Origin of the sequence: Glutamicibacter sp. MCAF14 (assembly GCF_052114325.1) — a bacterium.
In the GTDB taxonomy this organism is placed as follows: Bacteria; Actinomycetota; Actinomycetes; order Actinomycetales; family Micrococcaceae; genus Glutamicibacter; species Glutamicibacter arilaitensis.
On record NZ_JBFREO010000007.1, the window covers coordinates 40,347 to 54,431 of the forward strand.

The window sequence follows — 14,085 nt, forward strand, 5'->3', positions numbered from 1 at the left end:
GCGCACATCGTCGGACATTTTGAATATACAGGGTATTACTGGAAGATGCCTGCTAAAACAACAGATTTAATCAACCTGTTACTCAAGCAATCCTCGGATATCTTGGGCGGTCAGAGCCTTGGAGAATCCGTCCGCCTCATCCATGACGGTAGAGATCAGCTTGCGTTTGCTCTCCTGCAAGGCCACGACCTTCTCCTCAATGGTGCCCTGCGAAATCATGCGGTACACCATGACCTGGCGGGTCTGGCCAATACGGTGCGTACGGTCAATCGCCTGGGCTTCCACTGCTGGGTTCCACCAAGGGTCAAGCAAGAAGCAGTAGTCGGCCTCGGTAAGGTTCAGCCCGAAACCACCAGCCTTCAGCGAGATCAGGAACAGCGGTGCTTCGCCTTCCTTGAACTGCTCGATGACCTTTGCGCGGTTGCGGGTGTTTCCATCCAGGTACACGAACTTCACGCCGCGTTCGGTCAGCTTGTCGGCCAGCACCTTCAGGTATGAAGTGAACTGGCTGAAGATCAGCGCGCGGTGTCCTTCGCCGACCACATCATCGAGCTGGTCGAAGAGTGCTTCAAGCTTTGAACCGGTGACATCTGAGAGTTCTGGATCCACCAAGGAAGGTTCCAAGGCCAGCATGCGCAGGTGCGTCAAGGACTGGAAAATAGTGAATCGATTGCGATCCAAGTCCTCAACCAAGTGCAAGATTTTCTGGCGTTCACGGTTCAGATGCGTGTCGTAGACGTGCTGATGCTCTTCGGACAGGCGCACCAGTACTTGCTGCTCCTGCTTGGCTGGAAGGTCCAGGACCACAGATTCCTTGGTGCGGCGAAGCATGAATGGCTTGATCCGACGCTGCAGCAGGGCAAGGACATCGCGGTCGCCCAGGACCTCGATTGGTCGAGCGAACTGGCGATTGAAACGTGTGGTGTTCAAGAACAACGCTGGTGCCACAAGCGAGAGCAGTGCACCAAGCTCGGAGAGGTTATTCTCCATCGGCGTACCGGTGACAGCCAGCTTGAAGTTGGTTTGCAAATTGACAGCGGTACGGTGTGCCTTGGTGGACTTGTTCTTGACGAACTGAGCCTCATCGAGGATCAAGCCGGCAAAGCGCTGCGCCTCGTAAATCTCGTCATTCAGGCGCAGCAGGGTGTAGGTAGTAAGAATGACATCGTAATTCTCGGCTAGCTCCTGCAGCTTTCGCGCTGAAGGCAAAGTACCTTCGACGCTGACAACCCGCAGCGACGGTGCGAACTTGTTGATTTCCATTTCCCAGTTGGAAACAACCGAGCTCGGGGCAACCACTAGGAACGGCAACTGGGTGCGCTGCGTCGCAGGCAGCTGGGCGCAGGCCTGCGGGTCAGCCCAGAGCTTGTGGGTATGCAGGATCAGGGCGATCGTCTGCAAGGTCTTACCCAAGCCCATGTCATCGGCGAGGATGCCGCCAAAACCGCCTTCATACAGGCGGGAGAGCCAATGGAATCCCTCAACCTGATAAGGGCGCAACTGGGCGTTGAGCGTATCGGGCACTTCAGCATGGTGCGCTTCGGCGACTTTGAGCAGCGAGCGCATGCGTGCGATAAACAGATCGGCACCATCGATGCCTTCGGCCATTTCATCAAGCTCTTCAAACAACGAGATCTGGAAGACCGTCAGCTTCAGGTCTCCCTCCTTCGGCTTGTCATTCATTGCCTGAGCTTCGTCCACTAGCGCTTTGAGCTTGGCGAACATCGGGTGGTTCAATGAGAACCAGGTGTTATCAGGCAAGCGTAGCTTCATCCGGCCATTGCTCATGGCCTCGACAATCTGTGCAAAGGGAACTTCATGGTTGCCCACGGTGATCAACAGGCCAAGATCCAGCCAGTCGGTGCGTTCGTGGTTGACGGCGTTGATCTTCAGCTGGGGGAGCTCACGCAGCTGGCGGAAAGTTGGACGCGAACCCTTCTCAAGCAGCTTGATCCCTGGAAGCTGTTCCAGCTCGGGCAGGATTTCAGTGACGAAATCTATGGTGTCATCGCGGGCATAGAACTTTGGCGACAGGCTGGGATTACCGCCTTCTTCATGAGCTTCGAAGACTTCATGCACAGCGCTTCGAAGCAGTTCCTCGGCCTCGAAGTCGTAAACCTCTTGATCGCTGGGAATACCCGGATAGCGGATCTCGAAGTCGACCGATGCTGTGTCGTTAGGTTCATCCTTCTCGTTGAACTCTCGCTTGTACGCCACGGTGACCTGAACGTACGGAGGCTTCAGAACCGGCAGCTCCAGCTCTTCGCTCGTGCTTCTCAGCTCGAAACGCCGAGCCAAACGAGGGTAGGAGGACTCGAAGAAATTGTTGATCTCAGACTTTGGCACGGTAACTGGCCTGCGGTCAACGTACCAACGCCGATGCGCGTCAGGGATCGGCTCGAGACTTGGTGCAAGCCAAATTTCATCAGGCTGGGCCAGCTGAGCGTAGAAGCCATGCTCGGCAATGACACCGCTTGGAGCCTCAGGTTCAAGGACCAGATCCTGATTGGCAATGTGCAGGACTCCGTCCAACTGCAGGTGCTGTTCGTTCAACGAAGCACGCATGCTGAAGCTGGCTGGATCAACGATGCGCACGCGCTGCTCATTGCGGGTGGTGATCAGCGGGATGCCCAGCTCATCGGCCTGTTCGAGCAGTGGCCAGAGCAGGTCAGAGGCGTACTCATCCAAAAACAGCCAGTCTTCATCGACTTTGAACTGCAACTGGGTATCGCTGCGGGCCATCGAGGCAAAACGGGTAAACCAGTGGTGCTGGGCACGCAGCAAGTTCCAGCCGTACGTCTTGAAGCCTAAGGTCGTCCAGCGAAGCTGGCCGCGAACCCAACGGCCCTCGGTATTGCGCACCATCGGGCGAACACCCAAGCGGAAACGCTTATTGCGGGTCGGGTGGGGGATGGTGCCAGTTGGCATCCACTGTTGCTGCTGGGTGGTGTCCTTTGAATCAAAGAGCAGGAACTGAAGGGCCATCGGCACCACAGCATCGTGCTGGGAACCGAGCAACCCGTCGGCAGGACCAGGTTCGGATTCTTCAAACCAGGAATCTATTTGTTGGGACCAAACGGTGTTCGGCTTTTCTTCCTGAGTCGGCAAAGTTCGCGGCTGTGAAGCGATCTTGTTGGAGATGATGGCCAGTGCGGCGATATGCGAGCAGATGCCAGGCGCGTCGCAGGTGCACTCGCAGGAATCGATCTTCCACTCTTCGTTGTCCAAGCGCACTTGAATCATCGGAGCGTACTCTTCACCGGACTCGGTGACGGTACCTTCGATTTGTTGGGCGTCTTCGTCGAATTCCACGTCAACCACGGAATTTTCTTCTGCAGCCAGGGTTTTTCCGTAGAAGAAAGGCGCGTTGCCCAGAAAAGCCAGTAAATGGCGGGCATCAATGGTTGGTGGAACAGATTCACTCATCCTCTCATCGTTTCACGTTCCGGGCCGTGGTGAAAGTTGAAGAGCTTTTCTGTGAATAATCACTATCTGTGACGTAGCGTGTAGCTATGTCCCAAGTGTGGCCCTACCTTCCAGCACGAGCGGTGAACATAACATCGCTCGTTGAGTTCGATCGGCTTGCAGCCGAGGCGTTGGCATCTCACCGCGCCCGCGGGAAAAATTGGCGCGTGCACCGCGTTGATCTGCGCGAACGGGATACCGTGCTCAATTCCCTGGACCTTTCCGAAGCACTGTTCATTGATTGCCAATATTCCTCCCAAGGCCAGCAGATCGTGCAAGCCACCGGCGGGCTATGCATGAGTTCGGGGTCCGAGCTGCCCTTTGAAACTGGTGCCCGGGATTTGTATTCAGCCGATGAGCTGTACTCGGGAATTCGGACCCAGACCTACGAACACGTGCCTGATGCGAAGATCTACGCGTACTCGCAACAGCATGTCGCGGTGAACGGCAATAGCGATGACAGTGCGCTGTCCAAGACGTTGCATGATCACCATATTGGCCAGGCGCTGGTCTCAGCGGTGTATGAAGGCATGTTCCAGGACACTCCGATCATCGGGGTGATGGGCGGCCACGCGATGAACCGCGGCACTGTCGAGTACGCGCGAGCTGTAGAGCTGGGGCGGATGATTACCCGGGCGGGCTATGCGGTGGCTACCGGCGGTGGGCCTGGCGCAATGGAAGCGGCCAATGCTGGAGCGTGGTTGGCTGACTATGAACCAGAGGACATCACTACGGCGTTGCGGATGCTGGCCGAGGCGCCGGATGCGATTCACCAGCGTACCGGTTGGGCAAGAACCGCGTTGATGGTCAAAGAACGCTTCCCCAGCCAGCGCCAGTCCCTTGGCGTGCCGACCTGGTTTTACGGTCATGAGCCGCCGAACCTGTTCGCCACCGGGATTGCCAAGTTCTTCACCAATTCCATTCGCGAAGCTATTTTGCTGGAGCAATCCAATGGAGGGCTGGTTGTCCTGCCAGGGGCCGCTGGCACGGTGCAGGAAATCTTCCAGGACGCCTGCGAAAACTATTACGCCACTGGGGCCCGAGTGGTGCCGATGGTGCTCATTGGCAAGGACTACTGGACCAAGGACCTGCCGGCGTGGCCGTTGCTGCAAGCACTGGCCAAGGAGCGGGTCATGGAGCAGAAGATCGCGCTAGTGGATACGGCCGAAGAAGCCATGGCGTTCATCGAATCCATGACGACGCTGCGCCGGCGCACCCGGCATCCACAGGGTAGCTGAATGAGGCATGGAAAATGCTGGTACAGACGAAGCTGTACCGGCATGCACAAGGTGTCGGGCCGCTAGCTGACGCTGACGTCGAAGATCAGGCCCAAGCAATAGGTGACGGCAGCCGCTCCCCAGCCGATGGCCAGCTGGCGCAGGCCTCGTTTGAATGGGGACGCGCCGGAGAGCAAGCCGACGATGCCGCCGGTAATCATCAAGGCGATGCCAACCAGCACCACGGAGACGATGACTGCGCTCAGGCCGGATAGGCCGAAGATATAGGGCAGGATCGGCACAATAGCGCCGGACGCAAAAAGGAAGAACGAGGTAGTGGCCGCTCCGGTCGCCGATCCCAGCTCTTCATGTTCCTTTTCAAGTTCTGCGCTGCGGCCTTCTGGGTTCAACGAGAAGCCGGGATTGCAGTCACAGGAGAACATGCCCATGCGTTCGGCCGCACGGTGCTCGGCATCCTCATCGCTCATTCCTCGGGCCTTGTAGATCAGCAGCAGCTCGTTGGCATCGAGGTCCAGGTTCGGGGCTGCAGTGAGCGTGACCTGGGTTGGGCGCGAAGCGGTCAGCAGCTCGCGCTGGGAACGTACTGAAACGTATTCGCCAGCGGCCATGGACAGCGCACCGGCCAGCAAACCAGCAACACCGGAGAACAGCACGAAGGTTGCCGAGACACCGGTGGCGCCGATACCCATGATCAGCGCCAGGTTGGAAACCAGCCCATCGTTGGCACCGAAGACCGCGGCGCGGAAGTTGCCTGAAAGACGTGCGCGGCCAGCGGTAGCCAGCGCACGGACTACTTCCTCGTGGACCTGTTCGTCGGCTGCCATCTGTGCGGTGGCATCTTTGTCATCACGGTAGGGGGAGCTGCTTTCCGAGCGCTGGGCCATGGCCAGCACGAACACCGAGCCCAAGTGCAGTGCTAGGAAACGCAGCATGGTTCGGCGCAAGGATGGACGAACGTCTTTGACGTGTCCGCCGAGCTTGGTCCGCCAGTGTTCTTCGTGGCGTGCTTCGGCTTCGGCCAGGCCTAAGAGGATCTGCCGTTCCTGCCCGGTTTTCTTCTCCGCGAGGGCACGGTAGATGGCGCCTTCGGCGATTTCGTCGGCGAGGTATTGCCGCCATCGCTTAATCTGAGTTTTGCTGGGTTCGCTTGCTGAGTGCTGTGACATCGTGAAGATGACTCTCCTGGTACATGGAGTTTCCCAATGAAACCCGTGGGTCGGATCAGCTACCCAGTTTAGTCAGGGCTCCGTTGCTTGGGAATTTGGCAAGGCTAAAAGCAAATTTCTTGCCTGCAGGATCTGCGATTGCTGGCACTACGAGCAGCAAATTTGATGTTTCCGGGTCGAAGATCGGCCGTCTCGCGCACCGGGCAAGGAGTCGTTCAAGCCGCAGCGGATCCGCTACATATCGGATATGCCAGTGGCCTTCGGCTTTGAACTGCACCTGTCCGGTCTGGCGGTCGATGATTGGCAGGATTGGATACGTCATGGGGCTGCATCTCTCTGGCGAGCTCTTGCCCGTGCAACTGTTGATGCGCGGACCGCTTCCTCATCCGAACCACCCATGAACTTGGGGTTGGTGTGCGGCCAGTCGGAGCTTGGCGCCGCATCTCGTGAAGCAACAATTCTGATGCTACTGCCGGGGTGAGGACTTGAAGAAGTCATGGGGCGAAATATGACTGCCGCTTCGCTGCTGGAACCAGATGCAGTCGGCACACCAGGCCACCGAGCTGTTCACGACTCATAGGCCGTTCCCTAGGCATCTTCGGTGGGGTGAACGGGGCAGAAAGAATGCCGATAGAGATCACCGCGTGTTTACCATTGGTAAACTTGCTCCGCAGGCCTTGAAACCGAAATGGATTGGGCTTTGCCGCTATGAGAATCGTCGATGGAGCCAAACGATGAAAACCTTGCCAGTTGAACCAACCGGTGCAGCGATCAACATTGGCGCGCGGCTGCGCGGGGTGCGCCAAACCCAGCGCATGACCATTGACCAAGTCGCCGAGCTTTCGGGACTGACCAAGGGCTTCCTCTCACGCGTCGAGCGCGACCTGACCAGCCCGTCGGTCTCGACCCTCTTGCGGCTGTGCGAAGTACTGAGCATTGAAGTCGGTACGCTCTTTGAAGTTCCGGAAACCAAACTTGTGCGTTTGGAGCAGGCTCCTCGCGTTTCCCTCGGCGGTGATGGCATCACGGAGCAGCTGGTTACGCCTCGCAGCGAAAAGCGGGTGCAGATGATCCGTGCCGAGATCGCGCCGAAGGGCACCGGCGAAGCGGAACTGTATTCGGTGGATTGCGAGCTGGAAGTGCTGCATGTGATTGCCGGCAGGTTCGTGCTCGTATTACCTGATCAACGAGTGGAACTCGAAGCTGGCGACACTATAACTTTCCCCGGCCGTGAGCCGCACAGCTGGGAGAACGAGTCCGACCAGATCGCCGTGGTTACCTGGACGCTGATTCTCTAGTTGTCCGTCTCCAGCTTCTGTTCTGGAGGTGGGACAGTCCCTGCACAGCCTTGCGTTGGCTGATGGGCCGGCAAACCGCGTATTCTAGAAGCATTGCGTTGATTTGGGCGCTGGGATCGATAAGTGATGGGAGAGGTGTGAAAACAGGGGAACCGACCACAACGCATGACCAATTGCGCAGCATCAGCTGGTGGGCTTCGATACTTTTCGGTGTCCTTGTCGGCACCACCCTGACCTGGATCCGCACCCAGCGCAATTTCTTTTTCATCGGCGCTGCGATTCTGGCGATCGTGATCGTGACCATCGGGGTGCGCACGATTCGCCGCCGCGCACGCTTCCCACTGATGGCCCAAGCTCATACCTCGTGGGTCTACATGTTGTGGACCGGGGTCTTGCTGATCTTGGCTGGACCAGTTCAGCTGGTGTACGTAGCCGATGATCTTTCTGAACTGACTATCAAGTCACTGATCATGTCCGCAGGTTTTTGCCTAGGTATCCATGAGGTCGATCGTGCGCTGGTTAAAGCCAGCAAGAAGCACTCTGACGAGAGCTGACCATCTTCATTGGGCGAAATAGCCTGAAATATAGTCAAAACTCCAAGACTTTGGCACCACGCGCTGGAAGTGCTTGCCCAGCAGAATCGTAGTGCTGCCAGCTGAACGCCAAGAACATAGTTGAAGCGAACGCCGCCACCCAATCCCGGGTGGCGGCGTTCGACATTTCTCCTGGATTCTTGTGGCGGAGGAAGCCTGATCTTGACGTGATCCAGCAGACAAAATAGCATAATAGAAAACTGAAGTTTCGTATTAGACAACTCTGGCTTTTGTGCTGTTGTGTCTTGGGGAGGAAGTTGCGATGAAGGAAATCCGTATCGAGGAAAATGGTCGTCTAGGGCCCATCAATGCTGCGATGATTCCGCGCTATGCAGGAGGCGGCACCTATGCCCGGCTTCCACGACTGGACCAAGTGGAGAAAGCCGACATCAAGATTGTCGGAGTGCCGTTTGATACCGGTGTTTCCTATCGTCCCGGTGCCCGCTTTGGTGCCAACCACGTACGTGAATCCTCGCGCCTGATCCGCCCCTACAACCCGGCGACAGATACCTCGCCGTTTGCGCAGAGCCAGGTGGCTGACGCAGGGGACATGGCGGTTAACCCGTTCAATATCAATGAGGCCATTGAAACCATTGAACACGAGGCACTGGAGCTGACCAGCGATGGCTCCACCCTCGTCACCGTTGGTGGCGACCACACCATCGCGCTGCCCTTGCTGCGTGCCGCTTCGCAGCGCGCTGGAGCACCAGTTGCCATGCTGCACTTCGATGCGCACCTGGATACGTGGGATACCTACTTCGGCGCTGAATATACGCACGGCACTCCGTTCCGCCGTGCTGTTGAGGAAGGCATTTTGGACACCGAAGCAATCTGCCATGTCGGCACCCGCGGTCCGCTATACGGCAAAAAAGACTTGGAAGATGACAAGCGTTTCGGCTTTGGCATCGTGACCAGCTCCGATGTCTACTACCAGGGCGTATGTGAAATCGTGGACAAACTGCGCGATCGCATTGGCAATCGCCCACTGTACATTTCGGTGGACATCGACGTGCTTGACCCGGCTCACGCCCCGGGCACCGGCACCCCGGAAGCCGGCGGCATCACCAGCCGCGAATTGCTTGAAATCCTGCGCGGTTTGCGTGGGCTGAACATCGTTGGCGCAGATATCGTTGAAGTCGCTCCGGCCTATGACCATGCAGAGCTGACCGGTGTGGCGGCCTCGCATGTCACCTATGATTTGATCAGCCTGATCAGCGACTTCCGTGCCAGTAAGGGAATGAATAGCTAATGAATGAGCAACCTCAACGCAATGGCGGGGACCTGGTCATCGAGACCCTCACCGCACTCGGTGCTAAAACCGTGTTCGGCATCCCCGGGCAGCACGCCTTGGGCCTCTTCGATGCGCTCTCGCGCTCAAGTTTGGATTTCATCTCCTCGCGCGTCGAGAACAACTCGGCGTTTGCCGCCGATGGCTACTCCCGCGCGACTGGCGAAGTAGGTGTCCTGTTCCTGTCCACCGGCCCCGGCGCATTGACCTCGTTGGCGGGTTTGCAGGAGGCCTATGCCACCGGTGTGCCCATGGTCGTCATCGCCAGCCAGATTCCATTGGACGGCTTGGGTGCTCGGCGCAAGGGCATGCTGCACCAGCTCGATGACCAGAAGGCCTCGGCCGCCAACGTCACCAAGTTCCAGCAGACCGTGCATCACGCTTCGGGGATCCCCTCGGCTATCCAGGACGCGTGGGCACGCGCGATCACCGTGCCGATGGGACCAGTCTGGGTTGAGGTGCCACAGGATGTTCTGCTCGCCCCGGTCATGGTTCCTCCGGTACAAGATGCTCTGGCCGAAGCCTATCCGCACCCGCCGCGTGAAGAATTGATTCGTGAGGCCATGCGCTGGCTAGCCGATGCCAAGCGGCCAGCGATCATCGCTGGCGGCGGTGTGCGCCGTGCTGGCGCCCAAGCGGAACTGCTGGCTGTGGCCGAGGAACTGCAGGCTCCAGTGCTGTGCAGCCCCGGCGGCAACGGAGCCTTCAGCTGGGACCACGAACTGTCTCTGCAATCCTGGTCTGAAGACCGCTTTGTCTCGGAGGTCATGGAAGACGCCGACGTGCTGATGGTGATCGGTTCGGCTCTGGGCGAGGTGACGAGTAATTACTTTACGCTCGAACCGCGTGGCAAGATGATTCAGATTGATGCCGAACCGCGTGTCCTGGAATCCAATACCCCGGCCTTGGGCATCCGTGCTGATGCACGCGAAGCGCTGAAATTCTTGGATGAAGAGATGCGCGCGACCGGCTTCAAGGCCCAGGCTTCCTGGCATGGGCAAACCCCACAGCAGGTAGTAGCCCAAACGCTGGCAAAGGTGCAGGGCCGCCTGGATGCGCAGGACTTGGCCAAGGAACGGAAATTCATGGCGGACATCCGTGCCGCTGTTCCTTCCGAAATGCAGACCTTCTGGGATATGACCATCGCTGCCTACTGGGGATGGAGCTGCTGGGACGCCAAGGACGGTGAGTTCCACTCCGCCCAGGGCGCTGGTGGCCTAGGCTTCGGATTCCCCGCCGCAATCGGTGGGGCCATCGGTTCCAAGCAGCGCGTGCTGGCCGTCAGCGGGGACGGTTCGTCGATGTACTCCATCGCCGAACTGGCCACCGCCAAGCAGCATCAGGCGCCGGTCACATGGCTGATCGTTGATGATGGCGGATATGGCATCCTGCGCGAATACATGGAAGGCGCCTTCGGGAAGGCGACTGCCACCGAGCTTGCCCGTCCGGATTTCGTGGCGCTGGCACAATCCTTTGGCATCCCTGCTCAAGCCGTCGAGCCAGAAGACATCGGAACCGCGCTCGCCGAGGCCCTGAAGTCTGATGGGCCGAACGTCATTGTGGTGCGCACGCTGCTGAAGATGTTTGCGCCAACCCACTTGTAAAACAGCCAAGCACGAAAGCGGCCTCGGATCTGTTGCTCTGATGAACAATGAATCCGGGGCCGTTGTGGTTATTGGAAAAGCGAACAGTTCCTATCAGTGGGTGAAGTGGAATACCACGCCGAAGAGTACTGTCGAAACGCCCAAGCTAATGCCGATGAGCAGTGGCTCCCAGTCCAAGGACTGTGCTGCCAACATCACTGCGAAGGAAACAAAAAGCAGAACTGCTCCGATTCCTCCCAGGATCACCCCTCCGCCTCCATGATGCCGCACTGCGGAGTGTGCGGTCCGGTGAAATAGTGGTTCCATGTCGCCATGGTACGTCCGAAAGTGGCCAAAGCCGAGAGCTAGGGCGAACTACTTTGCTATTGTCAGACTTGTTGGCTTAGATGCTGGCCCGCAGCTGATGAATTTGTTCGGCGGCGGCTGCTAGCGAAGGGTAGTTGGCGCCTGGTCCTTGGGCGATGAACCCTGGACATTGGTGATCTGCCAGGCCCGGTTGTCCGTAGGACAGTCCGCGGAAGGTCCCCTTGGCCATGCGTATCAAGTGCGCTCCGGCAGCCACATCCCAAACCTTGGTATCGAACCCGATGCTGGCATCGCACCACCCAGCGGCAACATGGGCTAGTGCCAAGGCTGCGCAGACTTTGCGCCGCACGGTGGCGAAGTCCTGGATCCACTGGCCAAAGATCTTCATCGACAGCTCACCGTCTTTGAGCATGGATTCGGCACCCGGATAATCTGTCATCAGATTGGCCCGGGATTGTTCCGGGCGAGCACTTGGTTCAAGGCGCCGTTCGTTGAGGAATGCGGCAGTGGAGTTAGCGGTGAATTCTTCGCCAGAGATCGGGTCAAGGACTACCGCAGCGAGCAGTTGACCATCGACGGCCGCTGCAATGGAGATGCAGAAGAATGCCACGCCGTGAACGAAATTGCTGGTGCCATCGATCGGATCAACGATCCACTGCACTTTTCCGGATGCGGGCAGTCCTTGATCTCCGGAGACCTGTTCTTCGCCCAGTACCCACGAATCCGGTTGAGCGGACAGCAAGGAGGCGGTGATCAGTTGCTGGCTGCGCCGATCGATGTCGGTGACCAGATCGTGAGCGTTGCTCTTATGCTCTGCCTGGACATTTGCACGGAAGGATTCACGTAGCAATACGGCGGCCTGGCGAGCTGCCTTCAGCGCCGCAAGGCGTAATTCTTCGGCGAAATGTGGGCTGGTTTGAACTTGACGATCATTCACAAATCCAGCTTACCGTCGTGGCAATTAAGAAAAACGTTGACCAAAGCAACGATTCGAACTTAATGTGAGTGGAGACAGCAAAAGATAGGCAGCCAATAGAACGTGGACAAGTCTTCAGATACCCAAGCAGATTCACAGATTAAGGGCTTGCTCGACGAACTGGCCCGCAGCTCGCGGATCCTTCGGGTGTTCTCACATATGGATCAGACTGATCCCGAAGTATCCAATGCTTCCCACCATGTGCTCAAAACCCTTAATTCCCGAGAACCCACCCACGCTGCTGACCTCGCCCAGTTCCTCGGGATCGGCACCGCAGCGATGAGCCGGCACCTGGCTGAACTGGAAGATTCTGGCCTAGTCGCTAAGCGGTCCAGCAAAATTGACGCCCGGCGGCACGTGCTCTGGGTGACTGAAGCAGGCCGTGCAAAGCTTGAATTCCGTGACCGCCTGCGCCTGGAACGCATGAGAGGACTGCTTCCGGATTGGGATCCGGAGCGTCTGACGCAGATTTCGCAAGCGTTAAGCGAACTGAACGACACGATGATGCGTGGCATCCATTCCCAGCGCACCGAGCAGTTCGGCACGGCAGGAGAAGCAGAGCATGGACAAGAATAAACCGGATGGCGAACGCCCTATCGACCTGACCGAGGTAGCCGCCGACCGCCCGCAGATGAAGCAGCAAGAGGTGCTTAAATCCATCGTCGGCGTCTTGGCCTCGTTCTTCGCTGCCATGCTGGCGGCGACCATTGTCTCCATTGCGCTGCCAACCATCATGGATGTCCTTGGCGGTACGCAGACGGACTTCAACTGGGTCTTGAGTACGACCTTGCTGGCTAATGCCGCGACTACTCCCATCTGGGGCAAAATGGCTGACCTCTTCGATAAGAAGAAGCTGTTGCAGGTAGGGATCTTGGTATTTGTGCTCGGCTCCTTGCTGGCTGGACTTTCGTGGTCGATACCGGTGCTGCTGTTCGCCCGAGTGATTCAGGGCATTGGCATGGGCGGTTTGACGGCGATGGGCATGGCGGTGATCGGAACGGTCATTCCGCCACGAGAAAGAGGACGCTATTCAGGGTATTTTGGTGCGGTCATGGCGGTATCCACCGCTGCAGGGCCGTTGCTCGGCGGGTTCATTGTCGACTCGCCACTGGGCTGGCGCTGGTGCTTCTTCTTCGGCATCCCAATCAGCTTGCTCTCCATGGTGTTGATTCATCGGACCCTGCATTTGAAGCACGTCAAGCGTCCTGTGCATATCGACTGGGTCGGTGCCGTACTGCTGACCTCCGCCGTCTCCATCTTGCTAATTTGGGTTTCCTACGTAGGGAAATCAGACTATTTCGGCTGGAATTCGTGGCAGACCTACACCATGGTCTCCTCGGTTCTCCTGCTGACCACCATATTGCTCATGGTTGAGTCCAGGGTGCGCGAACCGATCATTCCGCTGAAAATCATTTGTACCCGAACCACGTCTTTGGCAATTATGGCTTCGATTGCAATTGGAGTGGGAATGTTTGGAACTGGTGCTTTCATTGGCCAGTATTTCCAGATTGCGCGTGAAGCGACTCCGACCATGGCCGGTCTCATGACCTTGCCGATGATCGCCGGAAATTACTTTGGATCCGTTTTCTCGGGCCAGATGATCACGCGTTTTGGCCGATGGAAAATCTACCTGTTGATTGGTTCGATCCTCAACGTCGCGGGACTTGGCCTGCTGGGCATGATGCGCCACGATACCGAATACTGGCTGTTGGCCTGCGGCATGTTCCTCAACGGTGTGGGAATGGGCTTCATGCTGCAGAATTTGGTGCTCTCCGTGCAGAATACGGTGAAAGTTACCGATATCGGTGCGGCAAGCTCTTCGGTCGCTTTCTTCCGTTCAGTAGGCGGTTCGGCTGGCGTGGCGGTACTTGGTGCCTTGCTTTCGCGTAACGTCGCCGAGTTGATTGCCAAGTCTCCGCTGGTCTCAGGGCAACCGCCCTCGCCTTTGGCCAATGAAGATTCGCTGAACCTTTCGGGTATGCCAGATGCGCTGCGCCAGGTGGTCGAAGCAGCCTATGGAGAGGCGACTGGGATTGTCTTTGTCGTTTCGGCGGCTGTAGCGGTGGTTGCCTTCGTCTGCATTCTGCTGATTAAGGAAGTCCCGCTGCGCCAGACCATTTAATGGCAATTCCTTGTCGCTGGGGCGAATCG

12 protein-coding genes and 1 riboswitch are annotated in these 14,085 nt (G+C 57.7%); of the genes, 7 read left to right on the plus strand and 5 right to left on the minus strand.

Annotation, left to right across the window (positions count from 1 at the left end):
- Positions 1–78 precede the first annotated feature (78 nt).
- Complete coding sequence (locus AB4Y71_RS14785; protein ID WP_441721454.1) at positions 79–3,426, minus strand: SNF2-related protein; 3,348 nt, start codon at positions 3,424–3,426, stop codon at positions 79–81.
- Positions 3,427–3,632: 206 nt separating this feature from the next.
- On the opposite strand from AB4Y71_RS14785, the gene AB4Y71_RS14790 reads away from it, so the two are divergent.
- On the plus strand, positions 3,633–4,703 hold the full coding sequence (locus AB4Y71_RS14790; RefSeq protein ID WP_441721457.1) for an LOG family protein: 1,071 nt from the start codon (positions 3,633–3,635) through the stop codon (positions 4,701–4,703).
- A 62-nt stretch (positions 4,704–4,765) separates the two neighbouring features.
- Here the strand turns inward: AB4Y71_RS14790 and AB4Y71_RS14795 are convergent, their stop codons facing one another.
- A complete protein-coding gene (locus tag AB4Y71_RS14795) occupies positions 4,766–5,869 on the minus strand; it encodes a VIT1/CCC1 transporter family protein (RefSeq protein ID WP_441721460.1) in 1,104 nt (367 codons plus the stop codon).
- A 55-nt stretch (positions 5,870–5,924) separates the two neighbouring features.
- Positions 5,925–6,191 carry a hypothetical protein gene (locus AB4Y71_RS14800; protein ID WP_134780665.1) on the minus strand — a complete coding sequence of 89 codons (267 nt, stop codon included), beginning with the start codon at positions 6,189–6,191 and terminating at the stop codon, positions 5,925–5,927.
- Positions 6,192–6,207: 16 nt separating this feature from the next.
- Positions 6,208–6,321: riboswitch (SAM riboswitch) on the minus strand.
- 282 nt (positions 6,322–6,603) lie between these two features.
- On the opposite strand from AB4Y71_RS14800, the gene AB4Y71_RS14805 reads away from it, so the two are divergent.
- From AB4Y71_RS14805 to AB4Y71_RS14820, 4 genes are all read left to right on the plus strand, one after another.
- The gene (locus AB4Y71_RS14805; protein ID WP_417366700.1) at positions 6,604–7,167 is read left to right on the plus strand and encodes a cupin domain-containing protein; all 564 of its coding nucleotides are present in this window, start codon (positions 6,604–6,606) and stop codon (positions 7,165–7,167) included.
- A gap of 137 nt (positions 7,168–7,304) precedes the next feature.
- Positions 7,305–7,721 (plus strand): hypothetical protein, encoded by a 417-nt coding sequence (locus AB4Y71_RS14810; RefSeq protein WP_134780667.1) that lies wholly within the window; start codon positions 7,305–7,307, stop codon positions 7,719–7,721.
- A 301-nt stretch (positions 7,722–8,022) separates the two neighbouring features.
- Entirely contained in the window at positions 8,023–9,009 is a 987-nt protein-coding gene (gene speB, locus AB4Y71_RS14815) for an agmatinase (RefSeq protein WP_441721464.1), read from the plus strand.
- Complete coding sequence (locus tag AB4Y71_RS14820) at positions 9,009–10,652, plus strand: thiamine pyrophosphate-binding protein (RefSeq protein ID WP_134780668.1); 1,644 nt, start codon at positions 9,009–9,011, stop codon at positions 10,650–10,652. Before speB ends, AB4Y71_RS14820 begins: the two co-directional genes overlap by 1 nt.
- A gap of 93 nt (positions 10,653–10,745) precedes the next feature.
- On the opposite strand, the gene AB4Y71_RS14825 is transcribed toward AB4Y71_RS14820, so the two are convergent.
- Positions 10,746–10,958: a hypothetical protein gene (locus AB4Y71_RS14825; protein WP_134780669.1), complete on the minus strand. Its 213-nt coding sequence runs from the start codon at positions 10,956–10,958 to the stop codon at positions 10,746–10,748.
- A 76-nt stretch (positions 10,959–11,034) separates the two neighbouring features.
- The gene (locus tag AB4Y71_RS14830) at positions 11,035–11,895 is read right to left on the minus strand and encodes an inositol monophosphatase family protein (RefSeq protein WP_417366689.1); all 861 of its coding nucleotides are present in this window, start codon (positions 11,893–11,895) and stop codon (positions 11,035–11,037) included.
- A gap of 102 nt (positions 11,896–11,997) precedes the next feature.
- Here AB4Y71_RS14830 and AB4Y71_RS14835 point away from each other — a divergent pair, with 102 nt between their 5' ends.
- Positions 11,998–12,510, plus strand: a complete 513-nt coding sequence (locus AB4Y71_RS14835; protein WP_134780671.1) for a MarR family winged helix-turn-helix transcriptional regulator — start codon at positions 11,998–12,000, stop codon at positions 12,508–12,510.
- Complete coding sequence (locus AB4Y71_RS14840; RefSeq protein ID WP_441721469.1) at positions 12,497–14,056, plus strand: MFS transporter; 1,560 nt, start codon at positions 12,497–12,499, stop codon at positions 14,054–14,056. The genes AB4Y71_RS14835 and AB4Y71_RS14840 overlap by 14 nt, the downstream gene beginning before the upstream one ends.
- Positions 14,057–14,085 lie beyond the last annotated feature (29 nt).